Raw genomic sequence first — 24,484 nt, 5'->3', positions numbered from 1 at the left:
TGTGGGCCTTTCTCGTTGTTCTCACGCTCGCCATGAGCGTTCTGATTTCATATCAGGTTCTGGCCCGCTATTTTTTTCAATGCGCCAAGCGCACTGACAGAGAGCCTGCTGCGCTATTCGTTGGTCTGGCTTGGCATTCTGGGGTCGGCTTACTGCTTCATGACCGGCCGCCACCTCAATCTGCCCTTGGTAACCGACATGGTGTCGCCCAAGGCGGCAGCGCGGCTAAACGCCTTCAACACCATCCTGGCTCTGCTTTTCGGTCTGGTGCTCAGCTATAGTGGTTTTCATGCGATATCCGACAATGCCCGCACAATCGTGCCGTTGCTCGGCGTTTCGCTTGGCTCGATACAGAGCGTGTTGCTCATTTCCGGGATTTTGACGGTCCTGTCGCAAGGCGTGCAGCTTCTGGCGGCTGTTCGTTCCGGCGCCCTGACCCTGAAAAGCCTGCTGGGTATCGTGGTCACGATGCTTGCCGTTTCTGTTTTCTGGCTCGTCTTTCGCAAAACGGCGGTTTATGAAAACCTGGTGTTCGATCACCTGGAGATATTCTCTCTGGTCGTTCTGTTTGTGGCATTTTTCGGGTTCCTGTTTCTGGGGACCGCCATTGCCGCCGGCCTTGCTTTCGCCGGTATCATAACGCTGAGCCTTCAGCTGGATTTTGGCTCGCTGTTCACGACCGTGGGCGAGAATATCTTCAGCAGTCTCGATAATTTCGGCTTTCTGGCGCTTCCATTCTTCGTGTTGGCCGGGGCCATCATGAATCAGGGCGGTATTGCCCAGCGGCTGATCGATCTGGCAATGCTTTTGGGACGGCGGATTGCCGGCAACCTTTGGCAATCCAACATTCTGGCCAATATGCTTTTCGGCTGCCTTTCCGGTTCGGGTATCGCCGCAGCCACTGCCATTGGCAGCATGATCGCCCCTGCTGCCCGGGAGAAAGACTATGACATGCCGTTCACGACGGCTGTCAATGCTGCCTCGGCGCCTTGCGGCATGCTGATTCCCCCGTCCGGACCCTTCATTCTCTATTCGCTGATCACAGGCGGTAGCGCCTCGATCATCGCAATGTTCCTGGCTGGTTATCTGCCGGGTATGATCATGGGTGGCGCGGTCATGCTGGTCGCCTGGCTTTATGCGAAGCGCCGGGGCTACTCGGTTGACAGGAGCCCATACCGTTTTTCTGAAGTCGCTATCGTCTTCTGGCGCGCCTTGCCAAGCCTTTCGCTTGTCGTTGTCGTGATCGGCGGTATTCTCGGCGGTGTTTTCACGGCCGTTGAAGGTGCCGGCGTTGCTGCCCTTTACAGTTTTCTCCTGGCTGTCGTTTATCGCGACCTCACCATGGCCAAGCTTATTCGGGCGGCGGGCGAAACCGTTGTGACGTCCGGGGCGATCCTGTTCCTGATTGCATGTTCGGGCCTGATGAGCTGGAGCATGACCTTCGCCAGCATCCCCGACACGATCGGCACGCTGTTGATGAGCGTCAGCGAAAACAAGTATATTGTCCTGCTGCTGATCAATATCTCCCTTCTGGTCGTCGGCGTCTTCATGGACATGACCCCGGCGATGCTGATCTTTACGCCGATTTTCTATCCGGTCGTGACCGAGCTTGGTATTGATCCGGTCCATTTCGGTGTCGTGCTGATCTATAATCTTTGCATGGGTGTGGTCACGCCACCCGTTGGCACGGTTCTGTTTGTGTCGTGCAGCATCACGGGCGAAAAGATCACCAAGGTGGTCAAGCCTCTGCTGCCGATCTTCTTCCTGCAGTTTGCCGGGCTTCTCCTCGTCACCTATCTGCCGGCCATCAGCCTGACCATTCCCCGCCTGTTCGGCCTTTAGGCCGGACACGCAGCAACACTGGAACGGACATGACCCGATACGCCAGCTTCACATCAAATGCGATGAAGAGCAGGAGTGACTTCCAGCGCCTTCTCGTCGATCTCGTCACGCCTCTGCTTCCCTATCTTCGCGATCAGGGCGCCTCGGTCGATTTTCACGAAGGCGGTGCGCACTACGATATGCGGGCGAGCCATCTGGAGGGCGTGGCGCGTCCGCTCTGGGGGATCGTTCCCTATGTGCTCGGCGGTGGGACCTTCGAGCACTGGCAATTGTTCAGAAACGCGATCATCGAGGGGACCGATCCAAACAGTCCGCGTTTCTGGGGCGATACGACGGATCACAATCAACGCAGCGTCGAGATGCCCGCCATCGGATTGCTGCTCATGGCGCTGCCTGAATATGGTTGGGAACCTCTGACAGCAAAGCAGCGCGACAATCTATGTCGCTGGCTTGCCCGCATCCAGTGTGTCCCGATGCCTCTCAACAACTGGCGCTTCTTCACTGTTCTTGTCCAGGAGGCGCTTAGATCCGTTGGTCGCGAAGACCTTGTCGACGATGTTCTGGAGCGTGATTTTCTGACTCAACTGAGCAACTGGTATCTTGGGGACGGCTGGTATGGCGATGGCCGGGCGGCAACGGTAAACCACTATGGCGCTTTCGCCATGCACTTTTACGGGCTGCTCTATGCGCGTCTTGCCAAGGTGCCGGACAGCGAGCTTTCACAGCTTTTCAGACAGAGGGGTAAGGCCTTCATCGAACCTTTCTCATACTGGTTCGCGGATGACGGCAAATGCATGCCGGTCGGACGGTCGCTCACCTATCGGTTCGCGACCTCGGCTTTTTGGGGCATGCTGGCCGCTGCCGATGTTCCCGGCATCGATATCGGCGTCATCAAGGGGTATTGGGCCCGTCAGATCCGCTCCTGGCGTGACAAGCCGATTTTCACCACCGATGGATTATTGACGCGCGGCTATGGTTATCCCAACCTGCTGATGTGCGAGGATTACAATTCTCCGACATCGCCATACTGGAGCTTCAAGGCGTTCTTTCCGCTGATGCTGGCAGAAGACAGTGCTTTCTGGACCGCGGAGGAAGTGCCCGCACGGCATGAAAAGACCGTCTATCCCATGCCGGCTGCATCGCAAATCGCGCAGAGGATAGAGGGCGAGAGCGTCATTCACTATGCGGCGCCGCTGCATCCGAAAGTCCAGCCCGACAAATACAACAAGTTCGCGTACTCGACCGGTTTCGCCATGGAGGTCGAGGCGCTCCAGTACGCGGATCTCGGAAAGTTTGGCGACAACATCTTGGCCTTTTGTTTCGATGCCGGGTTCAATTGGCAAATGCTTCGAAAGCGAATGGAGGTTCTGGTCGAGGACAATCGCCTGACGGCACTCTGGACGACGGGCGAGCAGGAGGTCAGGACGACGATCGACGTGATGCAGGACGGCTCATCCGTGCGAAAGCATGCCTTCCGCCTTAAGCGCCCGGCCACGGTCGTGGAGACGGGCTTCGCCGTCTATGGCTGGTACGAAAATGTTTCAGTGGTGCTTCCCGTTGCCGCAATGACCGGCGCTTTGGGTACAGCGAATTCCGAAACCCGTGCGGATGCTTCGCGCGTCGGCCAGGTCGTGGGCGTGAAGGGGACCAACGGTATTTCTGCAATGCAGAGCATCGACGGCTACGCGAAACGTTCCGGTGTTTCAAAACGGACGAATACCAATGTCGATGAGGCAAGAACCGCGGTGCCATTTCTGTCTGTGGAATTGCCGGCGGGCGAACATACGCTGGTCGACCGCTTCGCCGTGTCTCCCCGGTCATCGCTGGATTTGATCTCTCGTCTGTTGCGCTGACCGGCAGCAGGGGACGGATGTCGACAGCATGCGCCCAGAATGAAGTCACCCCGGCCCAAACTCATCTCTCACCATAGGAAAACGGCAATATGCGGCTCGTGCTGAAAACACACGCTCAAAATGGCGCTCTTCTCAATGAGGCCTCCGGGGAACGAAGTCTTGCTGGCTCACGAGGCGGCCTACGACCCGGGCGCGGCAAGCGAGCTTCACGGCGAAGTGAAAGAATGCTTCGTCGTCATTCAGCTTGATGACGCCATGGAGCCTGCCCTCTGTTTGCTGAAGGGCGGAAAGCTGGTTTTCCCAGTGCCCCCTGATGAGTCCAGAAATGCCTATTCCCCGTGGGCCTTCTCCGGGCTGCGGCATTGCCTGCGCGCGGTTGGCCTCCGTCGGAGAGCTTGGCGCCTACCGCAATCTCGCATTCAACCCTTATGATTTCGCAGCAAATGAAGTGCTCTGGCCACATGTTTCTGCCAATGTGGAGACCCGCAGTGAAGCAGCTTTCGCCGCGCGCAATGCGATCGGCGGATGCACGGCCAACAGCAAACACGGCTTCTGGCCCTATACGAGCTGGGGCATCAATCGCGAACCGCGGGCCGAGCTCGTGGTCGATTTCGGGTGCACGGTCACTATCGACCGCGCTCTCATTTACCTGAGGGCGGATTTTCCACACGATTCATGGTGGAAATCGGCAACGCTCGACTTTTCCGACGGCAGCGAGTGCCGCGTTGCCCTGACAAAGAGCGGCCATGGACAAGAGGTTCTGTTTCCGGAAAAAGATGTCAGTTGGGCGAGGCTTCATGCGATGCAAAAGGCCGAGGAACCCTCGCCATTTCCAGGTCTCACGCAAATCGAGATATGGGGACGCGACGGCAGCGCGTGATCGTCGTCTTATGCCGTTCCTGTTTGTAACCACTGCTTTCCCGCGACACCCGTATCGCGAAAAAGAAGCTGGCCGCCAATACCGCGTCGGCGTGTCACGTGACCGTCGGTACGCCGACGCCGGACTGGGATCAACTCGCGAAACCGGATTGCGGCAACAAGCCGGCTTCCAGGGCAAAGCGGAAGAGCCCGGCCGGTGCCGTATTGCCCATATGCGTCGGGGTGGCGCCGAAGATAATACTGATCTCTTCCATATAGCGGCTGCAAAGGGCGTCATCGCCGATGATGAGCAATGGCGCTCCGGCTTCCACGCGCGTGGCGAAACGGTGATGGGCCAAGACCAGTTCGCGCCCGATGACAATGCCGGACAGGTAGTCGGCAAGCACCGGCTGTTCGATGCGCCCGAACAAGCCCATGGTTTTGGCGGAAAAATCTGGTATGCAAGATCGCCTGGCCTGCTTTCACGTGCCAGGAGTACGCCCTTTTCAAAGGCGTCCCGGGCCGCTTCCGGCGCCGGCACGCCGATTTCAGGGATCAGGCGGCCGAGTATGGTGGCATGGCGCAATGCGCTGAACAGCTCTCCGGTCATGTAGCTGTAGAAGAAATTTACGCAGCGCCCCTCGATCTCGACCCATTTTGAATGCGTGCCCGGTAGAACCATCAGTGTTTGACCTTCGGCCTTTGGTGGACTTGCTTCGCGAAAGTGGAGAGGTTTTCTTGAGATGAAAGGAATCCTCTATGACGAAGAGACCAGCATTTACGAAGGAATTTGAGCGAGAAGCCGTTCGGCTTGCCGAGACGAGCGGACGGACACACAAGGAAATTGCTGAGGACCTCGGTATCGGTCTTTCGACGTTGCCCCGATGGCTTGCGCGGAACCGTGATGCGGTGATGGATGATCTCGGCCTGCGTGATGCGAATGAAGATATGGCCGCCGAACTCAAATGTCTTCGCCGAGAGAACGAGATTTTGCGTTAGGAGCGGGATATCCTGAAGAAGGCGACAGCTTTTTTCGCCAAGGACGGGGTGAGGCCGGAAGCGCCATCGGTCCGAGCGACTAGGCCGAACGATGAGGTTCCATTTCATCGAGCAGGCGAAGAAGGATTTCCCCGCATACCGTCTTTGCCGTCTCATGGGCGTCAGTCAAAGCGGTTATTTTGCCTGGAGGGATAGGTCCGCCAGCCACCGTCAGCGCGGCGACCTGGTGATGCTGGCGCATGTGCGGTCTGCTTATTCCCTTCCGAACGAAACATATGGTAGCCCGCGCATGACGCGGGAATTGCAGGATCAGGGAGGGGGCGTTGGTCGTCGGCGGATTGCGCGGCTCATGCGGGAGAATGGAATGCATGCGCATCAGAATCGGCGTTTCAAAAGACCACGGACAGTCATCACGCTTTTCCCGTCGCGCCGAATATCATCGCACAGAATTTTGCAGCAACAGGTCCCAAACAGAAGTGGGGGGCCGATATATCCTATATCTGGACACGGGAAGGATGGCTTTACCTCGCTGTTGTCATCGACCTCTTCGCACGTCGTGTTGTCGGCTGGGCTGTCAGCGACCGGCTACACCGCAAGTTGGCGCTGCAAGCCCTCCAAATGGCCATCACCGTGCGACGACCGCCAAGAGGGCTGATCCATCACTCGGACCGTGGAAGCCAATATTGCTCGATTGAATATCAGGCCATGCTGAAGGCGAACGCCATCAACATTTCCATGTCAGGCAAGGGGAATTGCTATGACAATCCCATCCGACGGCATTCATCGCTCGACTATATGAGCCCGGCTCAGTTCGAACGAACAGCCGCCTAACGCGCAAACGCCTCTCCACTTTCGCGAAGCAAGTCCACACAGCCGGGTGACCTGGCTCTCGGAGATGCCCGACATGCCCATGGCTTTGACAAGGTCATCGACGGATCGGGTTGAAACACCCCGAATATAGGCTTCTTGGATAACCGCCGTCAAAGCCTTTGCGGCAATGCGGCTCTGTTCGAGGAAGCTCGGGAAATAGCTGCCGGTGCGCAGCTTTGGAATGCGAAGTTCCACCGTTCCGGCCCGCGTCTCCCTGTCCCTATCGTGATAGCTGTTGCGCTGGGTAAGCCGGAACGCATTCCCCTCGCCGAGGAACTCCTATTGGAGCACTTCCGACCTGCGAGCGATAAAATTGTTGCATGAAGCGGATATGCCTTTCGAAAGCTCTCGCCGATTCATTTCGTTATGGTGCGGCGTTGGGATGGGAGGCGTTTATGATGAGGCCGAATATTTTGCTGATCACCACCGATCAGCAGCACTACAACGCGCTTGGGGTTCGTGATCCAAGACTGAAGACACCGAACCTTGACCGCTTGTGTCGCGAAGGGACACGTTTTGACCGGGCTTACTGCCCCTCGCCAGTCTGCACGCCGTCGCGGGCAAGCATCATCACGGGGCAGTATCCATCGCATCACGGGGCCTGGACAATCGGGGTCAAGCTGCCGGAGGATGTCCCGACTGTCGGCGAACACCTGATTGCCACGGGCTACAATACCGCGCTGATCGGTAAAGCGCATTTCCAGCCGCTTGCAAGCACTCCGGAGTCGGAATCGCTCGAGTGTCAGCCGATCCTGCGCGATCTTGATTTCTGGCGAGGGTTTAACCGTACCTGGTATGGGTTCGAACATCTGGAACTTGCCCGCAACCACGCCGATGAAAGCCATGCAGGCCAGCACTATGCGATCTGGCTGGAGGAGAAGGGGCTTGTCGACTGGCGCGATTATTTTCAGCCGCTTTCGGGCGAAAATGCTGCGAAAGCGCCGCGCACCGGCAAGAAGGGCAGCTATACCCGGCTTGACCGTTCATGGGCGCTTCCCGCCACTATGCACTATACCACATGGACCGCCGAGCGCAGCATTGCCTATCTCGACGAGCATGGCCGCAGCGGAAAGCCGTTCTTTCTGTGGGCGAGCTTTCACGATCCGCATCCGCCTTACACCGTCAGCGAACCCTGGGCATCGATGTACGATCCGGACGACATGGAAATCGATCGGGTCACGCCCGGTGAGCACGACCGCAACCCGCCGCATTTTGGCAAAACGCAGGAGGAAAATCCGGATTTCGGAGACTGGCATGATCCCTATCAGGCGCATGGCTGCGAAAGCCATCTCTATCCGGAGGAGGAACTGAGGAAGGACAAGGCCACCTATTTCGGAATGATGAGCTTTCTGGATTCGGAGATCGGCCGCATCCTGGACAGACTCGACGATATGGGGCTGGCGGAGAATACGCTGGTGGTGTTCACCACCGATCACGGCCACTTTCTCGGTCAGCACGGCCTCATCGCCAAAGGGCCGTTTCACTATGAGGACATGCTGCGCCTGCCGATGATCGTCAGGCTACCGGACAAGGTGGCCGCCGGCGCGGTCAATGCGGATATGCAGAGCCTCGTCGATCTGGCACCGACCTTTCTGGAGGCCGCTGGCATCGCTGTGCCCGGTGAAATGCAGGGCGTCTCGCAATGGTCGAACTGGCAGGGCGGACCGGAAGCGCGGGATTTCATTCTTTGCGAGAACCGGCACAATCCGGTGATGCCGCATGTCGAAACCTATGTCGACCGGCGCTACAAGATCACGGTTTATCGTCAGGGCCGTTTTGGCGAACTGTTCGACCTTCAGGATGATCCCGGTGAGATCGACAATCTTTGGGATGATCCCGCTTCGCAGGACCTCAAGGCCAGAATGCTTCATGCCATGATACAAGGCATCATGAAATCCGAACCCACCCGCATGCCGCGAATTGCCGGCGCATGAGGCGCTATGCGAGGCGTTGGTCGATGGTCTCGAAATAGTCCGCGCACAGCGCCATCAACGCCTGAAGCGGCGGATAGTGGCTGATCGCCCTGCGATAGACCGCGCCAGTATCGGAATTGCGCCGCCCAAGCTCGATCGGCACGGTCAGGATCGGGCGACCGGGAATGCCGAGGGCGGCAGCATCCGGCAGGATGCAGAGGTAGTCGCCGTCCTGCAGAAGGCGGAAAATGGCCAGAAGAGAGCTTGATCGCACCCTGATCTGCGGCAGTCGCCCGGTACGTTCCATGACGGCGTGCAGCGTCTCCGCCTCGTAGATCGGATCGGCAGAATAGATGATCCAGGGGTAGCAATGCACGGCTTCATAATCATTGGCGCGGCATTGCTGGATGGGATGATCGGCGCGGGCGACGAGGCGATCGCAGATCTTGGAAAAGGCGCGCGTCTCCAGGTTGGGATGTTCGCTTTCCGCATAGAGTCCGCCGAAGGAAACATCGATCAGTCCGTCGATCAGTGCCTGGGATGAACCGGCCACGCTGGGCGCCATTTCAAGTGTCAGATTGGGATATTGCGTATGCAGTTTCGAGGTTATCGTCGGCAGCACGACGGACGACCACAACGGGCCGGCATGAATGCGCAATCGCCCTTCGGCGGCAGGATCATTGCCGGCAAGCTCTGCCTCGGCGAGTTCCCAGTCGCGGGCAAGCCGCGATATCGTTGAAAGAAGTTTGGTGCCGAAAGGCGTCGGCCGAACGCCGCGAGCATGGCGCTCCAGCAGTTTGGCATCGTAGAAATCCTCCAATTGCGCCAGAGACCGCGAAAGAGCGGGCTGGGTCACGTTCAGGACCTCCGATGCCTTGCGTACACTGCCCGCTTCGGCAATCGTACGGAAACGGAAAAGCAGGCTCATTCTGTCCAGCATAGCTATTAAATTCCATTATCGCTGCAGCAAAGAATGGCATTTGTTTTTGATAACTTCAATTGATATCCGTCAGTTCGCAACCGTCATCGAATGGTTTACCGGCGCCGCCTGCAGGAGGAGATTTGCGGTTGGTGTCATGCGTTGGCTGCGGACTGTTTTCGCCTGAGGATGCGTGAGCGTTCGTAAACGGAAAATGGTAGATCTACGTGTCGGGTCTGTCCTGATCGAAAAACCGGTCAGGTTGCGCCAAGGGAGGAGACTATGACGCAAATGACATCGATGAAACGCCGCCAGTTCCTGGCTGGCAGCGCAGCACTCGGCGCGCTGGCGCTGACTGGCGCCGGACGGGCTTTCGCGCAGGAATTCGACATTCCCGCACCCATCGGGCCGATCAATGCCGATGGTCCGTTTCGCTGGCTCGACAGTGGCGACCAGAAGGCGACCTTCTATAAGGCATTCTTTCCAGAATACGCCAAGGCGCGTGACATTGAAGTGGTCTATGACGGGCTGCCCTGGAACGAGATCAATCAGGTTTTGCCGCTCGGTATCCGCAACAATACCGCACAGGACGTCTTTAACCTGCCGCTCAACATGCCGCCGGCCTACGCCGTCAACGAGGGCTGGGTGCAGGCCTACGACGATTTCATCCCGGATATTGAGACCTGGAAGCAGGGTTTTCCGCCTGGCGCTTTTCTGGAAGGGCTGAATGTCTTCAATGGCAAGACCTATGGCCTGCCATACACGTCGGCGCGCGTCAGTTCGGCTTTCACGCTCTATAACCGGAAATACCTGAATGATGCCGGCTATGACCCGGAGACGACGCCGTTTACCTGGGATACATTCCGCTCGGCGGCAGCCAAGGTCACCGAAATGAACGCTGGACGCGCCTTCGGCTTCATCATCGGCGGTAACCAGGTCAACCGTTGGTGGGATGCCTGCCGGACGCTGGCACAGAGCAACGGGCTGGCCTGCGGCGATACGTCGATCGGCAATGGCGTCGATTTCCGCACCGGCGAAGTGGTCTTCGACGCCGATGAGATCGTCGGCGCCATCGAGCTTCTGCTGGCGCTGAAGGCGGACGGTTCGATTTTCCCCGGCGTGATGAGCATCAATGCGCCACAGGCGCGCGCGATGATGCCGCAGGGCGCCGCCGGCATGATACTTCAGGGGCCGTGGAATATTCCCCAATGGGAGCGAGAGAACCCGAATTTCGATTTCGGCATCGCGCCGACCCCCGGCAAGGGCGGCTACTCCATCGTCGGCTCTTTGGCCTCGGCGTCGAACACCATGTTCATCTACTCGAAGTCGAAGAACTCTTCCGTTGCCGCCGATGTTTTCCATTATCTCGGCACGGAAGAAGGCCAGATCGCGTGGGGCAATGTCGTTGGCTCCTCCGATCCGCCGATCTTCCCGAAGGCCGTCGAACAGTCGACCATGTCGGCGCGATCGAAAAAGGCACTGCAGATGTTCGAGCAGACCATCCGCATTTCGCCGAACACATTCGCGCGCAACCCGGAGCTTGCGGCCGTCGCCAGCATCTATCAGGAGCCGACTCCGAACGCCGCCCAGACGATTCAGGGCCTGTTCACCGGCCAGACCACCGACATCAAGGGCGAACTGACAAGGCTTGTCTCGGCCACCAATACGGCGCTGGATGCCGCCTTCAATACGGCGAAGGAAAATGGGGCGAATGTCAGCCGCGACGATCTCGTCTTCCCCAACTGGGACCCGTCCAAGGACTATGTCGCTTCGGATTACGAGGCGCTTTGAGGCTGGAAACAGGCGAAAAGGACCCGCCGCCGCCGGCGGGTCCGCAGTCAGGAAAACTATCCCATGTCCGATTTTACCGTGTCATCCAGTCTGACGCGCCGTCTGGGCGCACGAATCTGGAACAGCCGCGTCGACTATTTGTTCCTCGTTCCCGGCATGCTCATCTTCGGCGCCTTCATCCTCTACCCGATTTTTGCGGCGGAATATTTCTCGCTGCTGAACTGGTCCGGCTTCGATGCCAATGCCAAATTCATCGGGCTCGCGAACTATGTCGAATTGCTTCGCGATCCGTTCTTCTGGAACGCATTCGCGCGTTCGTTCCTGTTCACGCTCAGCACCGTTCCCGCGCAGATGATCATTTCGCTGATCATCGCGATCATCCTGAACAACAAGCTTTTGAAGCTCTCGGCCCTTTTTCGCACGATGATCTTTCTGCCGGTGGTGACGCCGGTCGCCGTCATCGGCATCGTTATGACGATCATGCTGTCGCCGTTCAATGGGCCGATCAACATGGCCATCCTGGATATCGGTCTGCTGTCGCGACCGCTGGATTTCCTCGGTGACCCGGACCTGGTCCTGTGGACGCTGGCGGCGATCTATGTCTGGAAATGGGTCGGCGTCACCATGGTCTACTGGCTGGCCGCGCTGCAGACGGTTCCCGCCGAACTCTACGAAGCCTGCAAGCTCGACGGCGTGAAGGGCTGGCAGATCACGCTTTACGTCATCATGCCGATGATCATGCCCTTTGCCATCGTCATCGCGCTGATCTCGGCCATCAGCGCCCTCAACGTATTCCCGCTGATCATGTCGATGACCCAGGGCGGGCCTTATTTCGCCTCGGAGGTAATGGAGGTCTATATCTTCCGCTACGCCTTTGCCACCGCAGGTGCCATACCGCGCCTCGGCTATGCCAGTGCGGCGGGCGTGTTCTTCGGGCTGGCGATCATGTCGCTGACCATTCTTCAGGTGCTGGCGGTTCGCCATCTGCGCAACAGGGAGAAGCCCAATGCCGCATGATGCCCGTATTGCAATCCGGCAGCCGGTGCTGTCGCCGCGCATGCGCCGCGTTCTGGTCTCCGTCGTGCTGGCAGCGGTCTGCGCCGTCTGGATCTATCCGCTGTTGTGGATGGTCTCGGCGTCACTGAAGGATAACGCAGCGATCTTTGCCAATGAAGGGCTGATTCCCGGACAGCCAACGTTCGAAAATTATGTTCGCGCCTGGAAAGAGGCCAATATCGGCTCCTATTTCTTCAACACCGTGTTCGTGACGGTCGGCTCGGTCATTCTGGTCACCATTGCTTCGTCGATGATGGGCTATGTGCTGGGGCGCCGGCGGTTCGTCGGCCGCGGGCTGATCTTCGCGCTGATTGCGTTCACGATCTTCGTGCCGCAGGGCTATACCATCATCCCGATCTTCGACTTGTTGACCCGCATCGGGCTTGGCCAGTCGCTCTGGGGCGTGATGCTGGCCACCTGCGGCGGTTCGTTCGTGATCTTTGTTCTTCTGTTTGCCGGCTATTTCAGCCAGATACCGAACGAACTCGAAGAAGCGGCCAAGATGGACGGCGTCAGCTTCGTCAAGACCTTCTGGTACGTCATGCTGCCGCTGGCCCGCCCGATCGTTGTCACGGTCGTGGTGATGCAGACGCTCTACGCCTGGAACGATTTCCTGCTGCCGCTGGTCGTTACGCTCGCCAATCCTACGATCCGGACGCTCTCGGTCGGCGTCTACGCCTTTCGGGGCGAGAACTTCATCGACTGGGGCGGCATGACCGCCGCTTCCACAATCTCCATCCTTCCGGTGGTGATCCTGTTTTTGTTCCTGCAACGCTACTTCATCGACGGCCTCGCCGGGGCGGTGAAGGGATGATTGCTGAGCTATTTGGGAGAGACCAGACATGACTGGCGTCAGTCTCAAGAACATCAAGAAATCCTACGGCGGTCTCGAGGTCGTCCACGGCGTCGACATCGAGATCGAAAAGGGCGAATTCGTTGTGTTCGTCGGTCCGTCAGGCTGCGGCAAGTCCACGCTCCTCAGGATGATCGCCGGGCTTGAGGAGATCAGCGGCGGCGATCTCGAGATCCACGGGCAGCGGGTCAACGATGTCGATCCGTCCAACCGGGGCGTCGCCATGGTATTCCAGACCTATGCGCTTTATCCGCATATGACGGTCGACCAGAATATGGGCTTCGGACTGAGGATGAACGGTGCGCCGAAAGCCGAAGTGGCAAAGCGCGTCAGCGAAGCAGCGAAGATCCTGCAGATCGAAGACCTTCTGGACCGCAAGCCGAAACAGCTTTCCGGCGGTCAGCGCCAGCGCGTTGCCATCGGTCGCGCCATCGTGCGTCATCCGCAGGTCTTTCTGTTCGACGAGCCGCTGTCGAACCTCGACGCCGAGCTCAGGGTCGCGACCCGTCTGGAACTTGCCAAGCTGCATCAGCAACTGGCCGGCTCCACGATGATCTATGTGACCCACGACCAGGTCGAGGCCATGACGCTGGCGGACAAGATCGTGGTTTTGCGAAAGGGCCGGGTCGAACAGATCGGCGCGCCGATGGAGCTTTACGAGAACCCGGCAAATCTTTTCGTCGCCGGTTTCATCGGATCGCCGAAGATGAACTTTCTCGATCTCGAAGGCGGCGAAAATCTGACATTTCGTTTCAAGGACAAAAGCGCCATCACGCTTGCCGGCGCGGGAGCCGAGCAAACTGCTGTTCTTGGCCTGCGCGCTGACCAAATGACGCTAACGGAGCCGGACAACGGCCATTTCACCGGCACGGTCAGCGTGGTGGAACGTCTCGGCGACAGCGAGTTCGTTTATGTCGCCACCGAATGGGGCCAGGAACTGGTGGTGCGGGTGCCGGGCGGCACCAACACGCCGATGGGCATTGCAACCGGTGTCGTACTGTCGGGACGCACCCATTTCTTCGACAGCGCGGGACGCTCGCTTTCCGGCATCTCGCTTGCCACGGACCAGAACTGACATAAAGGGGCAGATCCATGCGACCCAACATCATCTTCATCATGTCCGACGACCATGCCGCCCGCGCAATCTCGGCCTATGGCGGCGGGCTCAACAATACGCCCAATCTCGACCGGCTGGCCGACGAGGGCATGCGGCTTGATCGTTGCTATGTCAGCAACTCGATCTGCACGCCGAGCCGCGCCGCGATCATGACCGGCACCTATAATCACGTGAACCTGGTGACGACACTCGACACCCATATCGACAACCGGTTGCCGAACGTCGCCAAACACCTGCAACAGTCCGGTTACCAGACGGCGATCTTCGGCAAGTGGCATCTCGGTGAGGGTAAGGCGCACGAGCCGACCGGTTTCGATCAATGGGCGGTGATACCGGGGCAGGGCGTCTATTACGATCCGATCTTCATCGATCGCGATGGCCCGAAGGTGCATCCGGGTTACGTCACCGACATTACCACCGACATGAGCATCGATTTCATTAAGGCCCGGGACAAGGAGCGGCCGTTTTTCCTGATGTGCCACCACAAGGCGCCGCACCGGCATTTCGTCTGCGACCACAAGCACGAGGACATGTTTGAGGCGGACCTGCCGCTGCCCGACAGCTTCTCCGATGATTACGCCAACCGCGCGGCGGCGGCGAAGGAAGCGAAGATGCGGGTGCGCTCGGACATGACCTATGAGGATCTCGGCCTGGTGCAGCCCGAAGGCGGCTCGGAGGTCGGCGCGTTGCTGTTCGAGCATCCGAATGTTCACATGCGCAAGGTGCCGGAACTGAAGGAGGGTGAAAGCCTGACGCTGATCGATGTGAAGACCGGCGAAAACTTCACCTTCACCGATCCGCAAAAACTCGCCGAATTCAAGTATCAGCGCTACATGAAGCGGTATCTCAGAACGGTGCAGTCGATCGACGACAATGTCGGCCGTCTCCTCGATTATCTGGATGAAGAAGGGCTCGCCGAAAACACCATAGTGATCTACACCTCCGATCAGGGATTTTTCCTGGGTGAGCACGGCTGGTTCGACAAGCGCTTCATGTATGAGGAATCACTGCAGATGCCGTTTCTGGTGCGCTATCCCGACGGGATCGAACCGGGCGGCATTTCCGGGAAGATCGCCATGAATGTCGATTTCGCGCCGACCTTTCTCGATTATGCCGGTGTGCCTGTCCCCTCCTACATGCAGGGAACGAGCATGCGGCCGGTGTTCGAAGGCCAGGCGGGCGAAGACTGGCAGGATGTCGCCTATCACCGCTACTGGATGCACAAGGATGTCATCCACAACGCGTTTGCCCATTACGGCATTCGGACCGAGCGCTACAAATTGATCTACTGGTACAACGAGCCGCTCGACCAGATCGGGGCTACATCGGGCGACGAACCGCCCGAATGGGAACTGTTCGACTGCGACACGGATCCCTTCGAACTGCACAATCGCGCCGGGGACCTGGAATACGCGGAGATTTTCCGAGACATGCTGGAAAAGCTGGATGCCAAGATGGCTGAGATCGGCGATGTACCGGAGCACAACGGGGCCCCCTGTCGGGGCTGAAAACGGCAAATGGATCTCTGGTGCCCCGCCGGTCTCCAGCGGTTGCTTGACCGCCGGGCCTACGCGACTTTTATCGTTTGCATCGCTATTTTCACGCCCTGCCCCGGACAGGCCGCACGAGCTCGTCGCTTCCGGACAGATCGGATCGAGGCGAAGGCGATGACTGTAGGAGCAACCAGGTCGGGAACGGTGCCGATACCCGCTTCGTAGATTTCACCCGAGGTCTGCCGACTGGCATGAAAGACAGCGGCAGGATCCGAGGATAGCTAGCGAAATCGCCTACCTCCCGGGCACGTCCCCGCCTGATGGTTGCTACGACAGCGGGATCTATTCGAGTGTGCCCCGCGACGAGGGCTTCTACGACTCCAGTAGGGGCACCTTGATGGCCGCGCCGAATGTGTCCGGTGCGGTCGCCGTCGTGACCGAGGCCTATCCGACCTTCACCCCGGCGGAAATCGTCCAAATTCTGTTCATGACCGTCGAGGATCTGGGTACTGCCGGCATTGACGAGATCTATGGCTGGGGACTGGTGCGGCTTGACCGCGCGCTCTCCGTCGGCCCGGTCGGCATGACCGGCGAAGGCGTCTACACGGTTGGCGCAGACGGTTCGGGCACAACCTGGATCGTCTCCTTCACAAGCGACGGAAGCCTTGAGAAAGAGGGCGACGGAACGCTGTCGATCCTCAACGCCGCAACCTTCAGACAGGGCGCGGACGTCAATGATGGCCTCCTTGCCGTCGATGGCAGGTTGACGACGCCGATGCTGGCTGTCGGCCGGAACGGCATTCTCGGCGGTAACTGTTTCGTTGCCTCAGACGTCAATGTCGACGGCACGCTTGCGCCCGACCGGTCGCCCGGAACCCTCATCATTGCCGCCAACGGCACGCTTCAGCCGCGGCTGCGCGGCATTTCCGGTGTTGCCATCAACACTTTCACGCCGGTTCTGGGTGAACTCTTCACCTTTGTCCAGGTGGAAGATAGCAGCGTCACAGGAAGCTTTGCCGGTCTCAACCAGCCGGATTCGGGTTTGACGCCGGGCACGCGGCTCGACGTGCTCTACTGGCCGGATGCACTGTCATTGGCCGCGACGCCGGAAAGCTATGCCGATCTTTCCGCATTCGGGGTTTCCGCGACGCAAAACCAAAGAGCTCTTGGCGCTGCGATCGACACAAGCCGGCCGGCGGCCGGCGTGCGGCCCGATGCCGCCTATAATGACAGCTTCAACATGCTTTACGCCGCCGCCGGCCAGGCTCTTGCGGGCGGTCTTTCGTCGCTGACCGGCCGGCTTCATGCCGAGATGGGCACCAGCGCGGTGCGTGCGATCGGCCGCTTCGCTGACCGGATCGGCGAGCGCCAGATGGGTCCCGCATCGGGATGGCTTTCGGAGACAGGCACGCCGTATGGCACCGGCGAGGTCTGGGTCAGCGGCAACCATGCTCACACGGATGTTGGCTCATCCGGCGCTATCTCCGGCTATGACGTGAATGCGAGTAACGGCGCTTTCGGCATTGACTGGCGCTTTGGCCAGAATACGGCTGGCCAGGCAGGCGCCTATGAATATGCCGACGTCTCGGCCAATGCCAACGGCGCCGGCAATATCGGCATGCAGCCTATGCCGCCTTCCAAACCGGCGGCCCGACACTGGCCGTACGCGGCGGGCTGTCCTATGGCAACCTTTCAAGCAGCCGCATGACGACGCTTGGAAACTATGCTGCAACGGCAAGCGCCTCCGGTCACGGTACGGGCGGCTTTGCCGAAGTGAGCGCGTTTCAGGACTTCGAGATCGACGCACTGACCTTTACGCCGTCCGCCACGTTCGGCTATCGCGGCTTCCACCGCGACGCCATGAACGAGACGGGCAGCCTTTTTGCCCTCTCGTTACCGGAAGACACATTTTCCAAAACGCAGACCACGCTGGCCCTTTCCGCCTCCCATCGCTTCGCCTTCGACAGCGGGCTCAAGCTCGAGCCGGTCCTGAGCGCAGGATGGCGCTATGATTTCGGCGACCTGAGCCGGTCTTCGAACCTCGCCATCTTCGGCAGCGGGTTTGAGGCAGCCGGGGCGGATATCGGACGCAGCGCCTTTATTGGCCGGATCTCCCTCAATGCCATCGCCTCGGACCGTTTCACCTTCGGCGCGAGCTACGAGGCGGAACTCAGAGACAATCTCAGCAGCCAGATCTTTTCAGCAAATGCCAGCCTCAAGTTCTAGAGGACGGCGCCCATACTCAAGACAGGGGACAGCCTTTCATGAAAGCCGCCGTTCGGTGCGCGTGGCGCTGAGTGTAATTCAGCAAAGGCGTTCGACGCCGATCGGTGCGATAAGTCTTTGAAAGATTTGGAGCGTGTGGGATCCCCGCGTCACGCCGAATGACAGCCTGAGCTTCTGCCGGTTTCGTTGACATGAAGATAGGATCGTGTCCATCAAACCAGCAGCAGTCCTTGCCAATGAACAGATCGGCTAGAGAGCCGCCATCAGGTGGTCGGCGAAGCTGGCCGCTGCGACCGGCAGCACTCGCCCACGGAGTTGGCACAAGACGAGATCGGATGTCGGCAGGTCGCGTTCGTCGATCGTGCGCGTCACCAGCCCATGGCCCGAGCCCTCCCTGGGCGCTCCGATATCGATCTGAAGCGAGATCATGTTGCCGTGAAGAACGAGGCCGCGCAGCATTTCGAACGAGTTTGATTCGGCCATGACCTGGAATTGGAAGTCGCGCCTGGCGATGACCTCGTCGAGGATCTGGCGCCCCCCGAGGGTCGGGTGGGGCAGGGCCAGCGGGTAGCTGACACAATCGGACAGCCTGAGTGTCTGCTTTTGCGCCAGTGGATGGTCCGCCCTAAGAATGGCCGCCAGGCGTTGCGGCGCCGACTTCAGGATGCGAACTGCCGGGCGGATCGTTGCGCGATAGACCAGCGCAAGATCGACATCATAGTCGATGAGGGCGTTTATCGCAGCGTTGTGGTCCATAACCTGAACGTCGAAAACCAGCCTCGGGTTTTCCTTCCGGAATGAGCCAATCTGGGATGGCAGGAAGTCAAGCGCAAGCGCCTGGCTGCAGCCGATATTCACCGGACCGCGCCGCATGCCTCTAAGGTCTTCGACCTGTGAGCTCAGCCGGTCGGCATCTGCGATCTGGCTGCGGGCATAGTGGACGAAAAGCTCGCCTGCTGCCGTCAGCTTGACCCCGCGCGCCCGTCGTTCGAAGAGCGGAGTGCCGATTTCCTCCTCGAGGTCGTGGACTTTCCGGTTCATTGCCGAAGCGGTGATGTTGAGGTTTTCAGCCGCCTGCCGGATGGAGCCTGCCCGGGCGATTTCCGAGACCTGCTGGAGTAATTTGAGGTGGCGCATGGGAGATCCTGAGCGTAGCCTTTTTGTGATCGGTTAGAGACGATAATAGCGTTAGATGTATTCACTGAACAGTGTATTCTTCATTCCTGTGAGAACGAAAGCCTGCCTCTGCGGCGGCCTCACCAGAAAAAAGGGAACAAGCCATGCTAACGCACCAGATGAAGAACCGCGCCCGCGCCACATTGCTGGCCGCAGCCGCGTCCCTCGCGACGCTTGCCGGCGCCGCCACCGCTCATGCCGACACCGACATAAACCTGGTCTTGAACTGGAAGTATCAGGGGCCCCAGGGCCTGCTATTCCTGGCGGAAGACAACGGCTATTTCGAAGAGGAAGGGCTGAACGTCAATATGGACCAGGGCAATGGTTCGGGCGCTGCCGTTCCGCTCGTTGCAAACGGCGCCTACGACATGGGCTTTGGCGACATCAACGCGCTGATCGAGCTCGCCGCCCGGAACTCGGAAGAAGCGCCGGTCGGCGTGTTCATGATATATAACCAGCCGCCCTTCACCATTGCCGTGCGCGCCGACAGCCCGATCGAGAGCCCGGCTGATCTTGCCGGAAAATCTCTTGGCGGGCCGGCGAATGATGGCGCCCTGAAGCTGTTCCCCGCCTTTTGTGCCCGTTCGGAAGCCGATTGTTCCGATATTGACGTCAGCAATATGCAGCCGAACCTGCGCGAGCAGATGCTGATGCAGGGGCAGGTCGACGGCGTCTTCGGCTATGTCAATACAATCCGTTTCAGCTCGAAGCTGCTCGGCATTAATCCGGATGAGGAAATCCGCTTCATTCGCTATGGCGACTACGGCATGGACCTCTATTCCAACGCGATCATTGTTTCGAAGGAGTTTGCGGCGGAAAATCCGGAAGCGGTAGAGGGATTCGTCCGTGCCATCAACAAGAGCATCAAGGACGCGATCGCCGATCCCGAGGCCGCAATCGAAAGCGTGCGCCAGCGCGAAGGCCTGATCAATGTCGAGGTCGAGCGCGAGCGTTTCGATGCGACGCTGACCGATGAAATGAGCCACCCGGAACTCGCCGAGGTCGGTCTCGGCAATATCGACGAGGCACGGATGGCTCAGGCGATCGAGATCCTGGTCGAGGCTAATGATCTTCCGCGCACGCCTGCGGTCAGCGAAGTCTTCGATGCAAGCTTCCTGCCAGAAAGAAGCGAACTGCTCAACTCTGTCCAATAAGCGGTGGCGCGAAAGCGCCGCCCCTCACATACCAGACGAAAGAAACGGATATCATCATGGACCTGAAGCTTAAGGACAAAGTCGTGCTCATCACCGGCCCGGCCAAAGGCATGGGCGCTTCGATCACGCGCGCCTTTGCCGAAGAAGGCTGCAAGCTTGCACTTGTGGGCCGCGACACCGGCGCCATCGGCCAGCTTATCGAAACGCTTCAGATCGACGATGGCGCTGCGCTCGTCTTCGGGTGCGACCTGACAGATGCTACGCAGTGCCAGGCCGCGGCCGACAAGACAATCGAAACCTTCGGCCGTGTCGACGTGCTGGTCAACGTCGCTGGCGGCTCAGGGCCGATGGGCAAGACGGGGGCTGAAACGACGCCGGAAGAATTCGACGAGATCGTGACACTCAACATGCATGGCTGCTTCCACACCATTCGTGCCGTCATGCCGGCCATGATGGAGCAGCACTACGGCAAGATCGTCAATGTCGGCGGGACGTTCGGCATGCACGGCAAGGCCGGACGATTGGGGTATTCGGCCTCGAAATGGGGTCTGCGCGGCATCACAAAGAGCTTTGCGCTGGAAGCCGGCGAGCACAACATCAACGTCAACTACGTCGCCCCCGGTATGGTCGACGGACCGCGTTTCCGCGACAAGGTCTGCAAGACGATGGCGGCAAAGCTCGGCATTTCCGAAGCAGAGGCGGCCGAACGCCATGCGGCGGACTACGCCCTGAAACGCATCACGGCGGATGAGGATGTCGCCAATGCCTGCCTTTTCCTGGCAAGCGATGTCTCCCGCCAGATCACCGGTGTCGACCTTCCCGTCGACGGTGGCTGGGCTGCACTTTGAGGATGACGGCAATGACTTCAGAAAAGATTATCGCAGACCTCGTCATCAACGGCGGCGTGGTCGTTTCGCCTGACGCGGAATATACCGCTAGCATCGCCATCAAGGACGGCAAGATTCTCGCCATCGGCGAGCGCGAGGCGATGCCGGAAGCGCGTGAAATAGTCGATGCTTCGGGGCTTCACATACTGCCAGGTGCGATCGATGTTCACGTTCACTTCCGCGATCCGGGCTATCCGCAGAAGGAAGATTTTGCCAGCGGCACGGCGGCCGCAGCATTTGGCGGCGTGACCACCGTCTTCGACATGCCCAACACGCTGCCGCAGATTGCCGATGCCAAGGCGCTTGCGGAAAAGCACGAAATCGCTTCCGCAAAGGCGCATGTCGATTATGGCCTTTACGCCGTGCTCGGCGAGGACAGCCTTGCTAATATCGATGCATTGATCGAGGGCGGTATCATCGGTTTCAAATGCTATATGGGCAACACGTTCGGCCGGATTCCCTCGCCCACGACCGGCGCGATGCTCGAGCTTTTCGAGCTCGTTGCCCCCACCGGCAAGCGGATTTCACTGCATGCCGAGACCAATTCGGTGATGGAGCGCCGCGAAGCACGCCTGCGCGCCATGGGCAAGACCGAACCGCTCGACCATCTCGCTGCCCGGCCTGCCGTCGTTGCCACCGAGGCCGTGTCGCGCGCCGCAATCCTTGCCGAATGGACCGGCGCCCGTATTCATGTCCTGCATATCTCCTCGGCGGCCGAGCTGCGCCCTCTGGCCGACGCCAAGGCGCGCGGCGTCGACATTACCGGCGAAACTTGTCCGCAATATCTGCTGCTTTCGACGGAAGATTATGCTGCTAAGCGCGGTGTCATCCGCGTCAATCCGCCGGTGCGCGAGCCTGAAAACCAGGAGCCGATCTGGCAGGCGCTTGTTGATGGCACGATCGACATGATTGCCACCGATCATGCCCCGCATTCCATCGAGGAAAAGACGCGTGAGGATATCTGGACTGTCGATTGCGGCTTCCCCGGTGTCGAAACGCAGATGCCCTTGATGTTGACCGAGGCAAAGCGCCGCGGCGCCAGCCTCTCCGATTACGTGCGCTGGAGCGCGGAGAACCCGGCCAAGCGCTGGGGTCTGTTTCCGAAGAAGGGCGCATTACAGGTCGGTTCGGATGCCGATATTGCGATTGTCGATACCAACCGGTCGTGGACTGTGGACGACCAGGCGCTGCAGTCCCGAGCGAAAATCACGCCGTGGGATGGCATGGAGGCGACAGCCTTACCAGTTCACACGCTCGTGCGTGGCCGGTTTGTGATGAAGGATCGCACATTGCAGGATGATGCGCGCGGCTGGGGGCAATCCGTGCACGCCATTCAGGAAATGCCAGCGGCCGAACCGCAGAATGTCGACGGGACCATGGCTGCCGTGACCCGAAGGAGCCCAATAGATGACTGAAACGCCAGCCAAGCAAAAACCGGTTATCGAGCTTGAAGACGTCAATGTCACCTTCGGCACCGAAGAGCAAAAGACCGTCGCGCTCGCACAAACCTCGCTTTCCATCAACAACGGAGAGTTCGTTGCCCTGGTCGGGCCGTCCGGTTGCGGCAAATCGACCATTCTGAAGCTGATTGCCGGAACGCTTTCGCCGTCAGAGGGGCACATCTTCGTCGCAGGCCGTGAGATCGGCGCCAATGACGTACGCATCGGCATGGCGTTTCAGAACCCGACGCTTCTGCCGTGGCTCAATATCCGCGACAACGTCATGATGCCGCTTAAGATCGTGGCACCCTACAAGCGCAGCTTCCGTCAGAAACGGAATGGCGAATACCGCGATCGTGCCGAAGCGCTCCTGAAGACGGTCGGCCTTGACGGTTTCGGCGACAAGTTTCCCTGGCAGCTCTCGGGCGGCATGCAACAGCGCGCCTCGCTCTGCCGGGCGCTTATTCACGAGCCGACACTTCTGCTCCTCGATGAGCCTTTTGGCGCGCTCGACCAGTTCACGCGCGAGGAACTGTGGGAGATCATGCAGAACCTCTGGATGGAAACCCGCCCCACCGTGCTGCTTGTCACCCATGACCTGAAGGAGGCGTCCTATCTCGCCTCGCGCATCTGCGTCATGCAGGCCCGTCCGGGCCGCATCATCGAGGATAGCGCGATCGAATTCGCCCGACCGCGGACCATCGATATCTCGTTCGATCCCGAATTCGTTTCGCTGACGCAGAGGCTACGTGATCGGATTGTCCAGGCACGTTCGCCGAAGGAGCACCAGATATGAGCCCCGCAACCAAACGTCGTCTGCTCTCGGCCATCTGCATCGTCGGCTTTTTTGTCGCCTGGGAACTGATCTGCCTCGCCTTCAACGTTTCCGCACTGGTGCTGCCGCGTCCCACGGCCATCTTCTACACGCTCTGGGAAAAGATGCCGGGCATCTGGCCGCATGCGGTGCAAACGCTTTACACGACCATGGTCGGCTTCGCGCTTGGCGTCCTCATCGGCGTTCTGCTCGGCATGCTGATCGGTTCGTCGCGTCTGGCCTATGATGTTGCCTATCCGATGCTGGTCGGCTTCTCCTCCATCCCGAAGGTCGCCATCGTGCCGATCCTGGTGCTGTGGTTCGGGGCTGGAACCGTGCCGGCCATCCTGACGGCGATGGTGATGTGCATTTTCCCGATCGTGGTCAATGTTGCCACCGGCCTCGCCTCGACCGAGCCGGAACTGCAGGATGTGATGCGCTCGCTGAAGGCAACGAAGCTTGAAATCCTCTGGAATATCGGTCTGCCGCGCACGATGCCGTATTTCTTTGCCTCGCTGAAGGTTGCTGTCACGCTCGCCTTCGTGGGGACCGTGATTTCGGAAACTGTGGCTTCGAACCGGGGTATCGGCAACCTGATGATGATTGCTAGTTCGACCTTCGATGTGCCGCTGGTTTTTGCCGGCCTGTTCATCCTGGCCGCGCTTGGTGTGCTTCTCTATGCGGTCTTCTCGGCTATCGAAGCGCGCGTCACCGGCTGGGCTGTGCGCAGTGACAGCTTCGCAAGCCGCTGATAGTCACGAAACGACGCCGCTTTCATCAAAGTCGGCCAGAACCAAAGTTGGACAGAAATGACAAAGTTGATCGTCACCGCCGGCCCCTTCACCTTCGAAGCACGGTTGGAAACGGAAGCCGCGCCGAAGACTTGCGAGGCATTTCTCAAAAGCCTTCCCTATGAGAGCCAGGTCGTGCATGTGCGCTGGTCGGGCGAGGGGGTCTGGATTCCGCTCGGGGACCTGGATTTCGGGGTCGGCTATGAAAACCACACCAGCCATCCTGCGCCGGGTCATGTCATCCTCTATCCCGGCGGCATCAGCGAAACCGAAATCTTGCTTGCCTATGGTGGCGTCGACTTCTCCTCGAAGATGGGGCAGCTTGCCGGCAACCATTTCATCACGCTGACATCCGGCCTTGAAAACCTACCCGCCCTTGGCAACAAGACGCTTTGGGAAGGCGCCCAGCCGATCCGCTTCGAACTGGCCTGAG

The 24,484-nt window shown here is 59.3% G+C and carries 19 protein-coding genes and 3 pseudogenes; 18 read left to right on the top strand and 4 right to left on the bottom strand.

Going from position 1 to position 24,484, the window contains the following annotated elements:
* The first annotated feature begins 51 nt into the window (after nt 1-51).
* The 3 genes from ACHZCU_RS03805 (at nt 52) to ACHZCU_RS03795 (ending at nt 4,575) form a co-directional block, all read left to right on the top strand.
* Complete coding sequence (locus ACHZCU_RS03805; RefSeq protein ID WP_319519738.1) at nt 52-1,842, top strand: TRAP transporter large permease subunit; 1,791 nt, start codon at nt 52-54, stop codon at nt 1,840-1,842.
* 29 nt (nt 1,843-1,871) lie between these two features.
* A complete protein-coding gene (locus ACHZCU_RS03800) occupies nt 1,872-3,695 on the top strand; it encodes a DUF2264 domain-containing protein (RefSeq protein ID WP_319517719.1) in 1,824 nt (607 codons plus the stop codon).
* A gap of 325 nt (nt 3,696-4,020) precedes the next feature.
* Complete coding sequence (locus ACHZCU_RS03795) at nt 4,021-4,575, top strand: hypothetical protein (RefSeq protein ID WP_319517718.1); 555 nt, start codon at nt 4,021-4,023, stop codon at nt 4,573-4,575.
* A gap of 130 nt (nt 4,576-4,705) precedes the next feature.
* Here the strand turns inward: ACHZCU_RS03795 and ACHZCU_RS03790 are convergent.
* Nucleotides 4,706-5,235 (bottom strand): annotated as a pseudogene (locus tag ACHZCU_RS03790) (2-dehydro-3-deoxygalactonokinase).
* Between the two features lie 77 nt (nt 5,236-5,312).
* On the opposite strand from ACHZCU_RS03790, the pseudogene ACHZCU_RS03785 reads away from it, so the two are divergent.
* A pseudogene (locus tag ACHZCU_RS03785) lies at nt 5,313-6,383 on the top strand (IS3 family transposase).
* Between the two features lie 36 nt (nt 6,384-6,419).
* Here the strand turns inward: ACHZCU_RS03785 and ACHZCU_RS03780 are convergent.
* Nucleotides 6,420-6,674: pseudogene (locus ACHZCU_RS03780) on the bottom strand (transposase); the annotation flags it as partial.
* A gap of 146 nt (nt 6,675-6,820) precedes the next feature.
* On the opposite strand from ACHZCU_RS03780, the gene ACHZCU_RS03775 reads away from it, so the two are divergent.
* A complete protein-coding gene (locus ACHZCU_RS03775; RefSeq protein ID WP_319517717.1) occupies nt 6,821-8,356 on the top strand; it encodes a sulfatase-like hydrolase/transferase in 1,536 nt (511 codons plus the stop codon).
* A gap of 4 nt (nt 8,357-8,360) precedes the next feature.
* On the opposite strand, the gene ACHZCU_RS03770 is transcribed toward ACHZCU_RS03775, so the two are convergent.
* Nucleotides 8,361-9,263, bottom strand: coding sequence for a LysR family transcriptional regulator (locus ACHZCU_RS03770; protein ID WP_319517716.1), 903 nt, complete (start codon nt 9,261-9,263; stop codon nt 8,361-8,363).
* A gap of 273 nt (nt 9,264-9,536) precedes the next feature.
* Here ACHZCU_RS03770 and ACHZCU_RS03765 point away from each other — a divergent pair, with 273 nt between their 5' ends.
* The 7 genes from ACHZCU_RS03765 (at nt 9,537) to ACHZCU_RS03735 (ending at nt 17,790) form a co-directional block, all read left to right on the top strand.
* Complete coding sequence (locus ACHZCU_RS03765) at nt 9,537-11,045, top strand: extracellular solute-binding protein (protein WP_319517715.1); 1,509 nt, start codon at nt 9,537-9,539, stop codon at nt 11,043-11,045.
* A gap of 63 nt (nt 11,046-11,108) precedes the next feature.
* Nucleotides 11,109-12,062: a sugar ABC transporter permease gene (locus ACHZCU_RS03760; RefSeq protein WP_319517714.1), complete on the top strand. Its 954-nt coding sequence runs from the start codon at nt 11,109-11,111 to the stop codon at nt 12,060-12,062.
* Nucleotides 12,052-12,915: a carbohydrate ABC transporter permease gene (locus tag ACHZCU_RS03755; RefSeq protein ID WP_319517713.1), complete on the top strand. Its 864-nt coding sequence runs from the start codon at nt 12,052-12,054 to the stop codon at nt 12,913-12,915. The genes ACHZCU_RS03760 and ACHZCU_RS03755 overlap by 11 nt, the downstream gene beginning before the upstream one ends.
* A gap of 28 nt (nt 12,916-12,943) precedes the next feature.
* A complete protein-coding gene (locus tag ACHZCU_RS03750; protein WP_319517712.1) occupies nt 12,944-14,029 on the top strand; it encodes a sn-glycerol-3-phosphate ABC transporter ATP-binding protein UgpC in 1,086 nt (361 codons plus the stop codon).
* A gap of 17 nt (nt 14,030-14,046) precedes the next feature.
* Nucleotides 14,047-15,579 (top strand): sulfatase, encoded by a 1,533-nt coding sequence (locus tag ACHZCU_RS03745; RefSeq protein ID WP_319517711.1) that lies wholly within the window; start codon nt 14,047-14,049, stop codon nt 15,577-15,579.
* Nucleotides 15,580-15,961: 382 nt separating this feature from the next.
* Nucleotides 15,962-17,272, top strand: coding sequence for a S8 family serine peptidase (locus ACHZCU_RS03740; protein WP_319517710.1), 1,311 nt, complete (start codon nt 15,962-15,964; stop codon nt 17,270-17,272).
* Nucleotides 17,221-17,790 carry an autotransporter outer membrane beta-barrel domain-containing protein gene (locus ACHZCU_RS03735; protein ID WP_319519737.1) on the top strand — a complete coding sequence of 190 codons (570 nt, stop codon included), beginning with the start codon at nt 17,221-17,223 and terminating at the stop codon, nt 17,788-17,790. The genes ACHZCU_RS03740 and ACHZCU_RS03735 overlap by 52 nt, the downstream gene beginning before the upstream one ends.
* Nucleotides 17,791-18,039: 249 nt before the next feature.
* On the opposite strand, the gene ACHZCU_RS03730 is transcribed toward ACHZCU_RS03735, so the two are convergent.
* Nucleotides 18,040-18,927, bottom strand: coding sequence for a LysR substrate-binding domain-containing protein (locus ACHZCU_RS03730; RefSeq protein WP_319517709.1), 888 nt, complete (start codon nt 18,925-18,927; stop codon nt 18,040-18,042).
* A gap of 143 nt (nt 18,928-19,070) precedes the next feature.
* Here ACHZCU_RS03730 and ACHZCU_RS03725 point away from each other — a divergent pair, with 143 nt between their 5' ends.
* Genes ACHZCU_RS03725 through ACHZCU_RS03700 form a run of 6 tightly spaced genes read left to right on the top strand, consistent with a single transcriptional unit; the run spans nt 19,071 to nt 24,483 of the window.
* Nucleotides 19,071-20,120 (top strand): ABC transporter substrate-binding protein, encoded by a 1,050-nt coding sequence (locus ACHZCU_RS03725; RefSeq protein WP_319517708.1) that lies wholly within the window; start codon nt 19,071-19,073, stop codon nt 20,118-20,120.
* A 56-nt stretch (nt 20,121-20,176) separates the two neighbouring features.
* Nucleotides 20,177-20,968 (top strand): SDR family NAD(P)-dependent oxidoreductase, encoded by a 792-nt coding sequence (locus tag ACHZCU_RS03720; protein ID WP_319517707.1) that lies wholly within the window; start codon nt 20,177-20,179, stop codon nt 20,966-20,968.
* Between the two features lie 11 nt (nt 20,969-20,979).
* Nucleotides 20,980-22,422, top strand: a complete 1,443-nt coding sequence (gene allB, locus ACHZCU_RS03715) for an allantoinase AllB (RefSeq protein ID WP_319517706.1) — start codon at nt 20,980-20,982, stop codon at nt 22,420-22,422.
* Nucleotides 22,415-23,242, top strand: a complete 828-nt coding sequence (locus tag ACHZCU_RS03710; protein WP_319517705.1) for an ABC transporter ATP-binding protein — start codon at nt 22,415-22,417, stop codon at nt 23,240-23,242. Before allB ends, ACHZCU_RS03710 begins: the two co-directional genes overlap by 8 nt.
* Nucleotides 23,239-24,012 (top strand): ABC transporter permease, encoded by a 774-nt coding sequence (locus tag ACHZCU_RS03705; RefSeq protein WP_319517704.1) that lies wholly within the window; start codon nt 23,239-23,241, stop codon nt 24,010-24,012. Before ACHZCU_RS03710 ends, ACHZCU_RS03705 begins: the two co-directional genes overlap by 4 nt.
* 57 nt (nt 24,013-24,069) lie before the next feature.
* Nucleotides 24,070-24,483, top strand: coding sequence for a DUF3830 family protein (locus tag ACHZCU_RS03700; protein ID WP_319517703.1), 414 nt, complete (start codon nt 24,070-24,072; stop codon nt 24,481-24,483).
* Nucleotide 24,484: the final 1 nt, after the last annotated feature.

Origin of the sequence: uncultured Martelella sp. (genome assembly GCF_963677965.2) — a bacterium.
GTDB classification, from domain to species: domain Bacteria; phylum Pseudomonadota; class Alphaproteobacteria; order Rhizobiales; family Rhizobiaceae; genus Martelella; species Martelella mangrovi.
This window is presented reverse-complemented; position numbering and strand designations above follow the sequence as displayed.

Excerpts from the sequence above, each read along its gene's own strand:
- ACHZCU_RS03765 (WP_319517715.1), top strand. The coding sequence starts at position 9,537 with ATGACGCAAATGACATCGATGAAACGCCGCCAGTTCCTGGCTGGCAGC.
- ACHZCU_RS03750 (WP_319517712.1), top strand. The coding sequence starts at position 12,944 with ATGACTGGCGTCAGTCTCAAGAACATCAAGAAATCCTACGGCGGTCTC.
- ACHZCU_RS03760 (WP_319517714.1), top strand. The coding sequence starts at position 11,109 with ATGTCCGATTTTACCGTGTCATCCAGTCTGACGCGCCGTCTGGGCGCA.
- ACHZCU_RS03800 (WP_319517719.1), top strand. The coding sequence starts at position 1,872 with ATGACCCGATACGCCAGCTTCACATCAAATGCGATGAAGAGCAGGAGT.
- ACHZCU_RS03725 (WP_319517708.1), top strand. The coding sequence starts at position 19,071 with ATGCTAACGCACCAGATGAAGAACCGCGCCCGCGCCACATTGCTGGCC.
- ACHZCU_RS03730 (WP_319517709.1), bottom strand. The coding sequence starts at position 18,927 with ATGCGCCACCTCAAATTACTCCAGCAGGTCTCGGAAATCGCCCGGGCA.
- ACHZCU_RS03745 (WP_319517711.1), top strand. The coding sequence starts at position 14,047 with ATGCGACCCAACATCATCTTCATCATGTCCGACGACCATGCCGCCCGC.
- ACHZCU_RS03775 (WP_319517717.1), top strand. The coding sequence starts at position 6,821 with ATGAGGCCGAATATTTTGCTGATCACCACCGATCAGCAGCACTACAAC.
- ACHZCU_RS03755 (WP_319517713.1), top strand. The coding sequence starts at position 12,052 with ATGCCGCATGATGCCCGTATTGCAATCCGGCAGCCGGTGCTGTCGCCG.
- ACHZCU_RS03770 (WP_319517716.1), bottom strand. The coding sequence starts at position 9,263 with ATGAGCCTGCTTTTCCGTTTCCGTACGATTGCCGAAGCGGGCAGTGTA.
- ACHZCU_RS03700 (WP_319517703.1), top strand. The coding sequence starts at position 24,070 with ATGACAAAGTTGATCGTCACCGCCGGCCCCTTCACCTTCGAAGCACGG.
- allB (WP_319517706.1), top strand. The coding sequence starts at position 20,980 with ATGACTTCAGAAAAGATTATCGCAGACCTCGTCATCAACGGCGGCGTG.
- ACHZCU_RS03710 (WP_319517705.1), top strand. The coding sequence starts at position 22,415 with ATGACTGAAACGCCAGCCAAGCAAAAACCGGTTATCGAGCTTGAAGAC.
- ACHZCU_RS03795 (WP_319517718.1), top strand. The coding sequence starts at position 4,021 with ATGCCTATTCCCCGTGGGCCTTCTCCGGGCTGCGGCATTGCCTGCGCG.
- ACHZCU_RS03705 (WP_319517704.1), top strand. The coding sequence starts at position 23,239 with ATGAGCCCCGCAACCAAACGTCGTCTGCTCTCGGCCATCTGCATCGTC.
- ACHZCU_RS03740 (WP_319517710.1), top strand. The coding sequence starts at position 15,962 with ATGGCCGCGCCGAATGTGTCCGGTGCGGTCGCCGTCGTGACCGAGGCC.
- ACHZCU_RS03720 (WP_319517707.1), top strand. The coding sequence starts at position 20,177 with ATGGACCTGAAGCTTAAGGACAAAGTCGTGCTCATCACCGGCCCGGCC.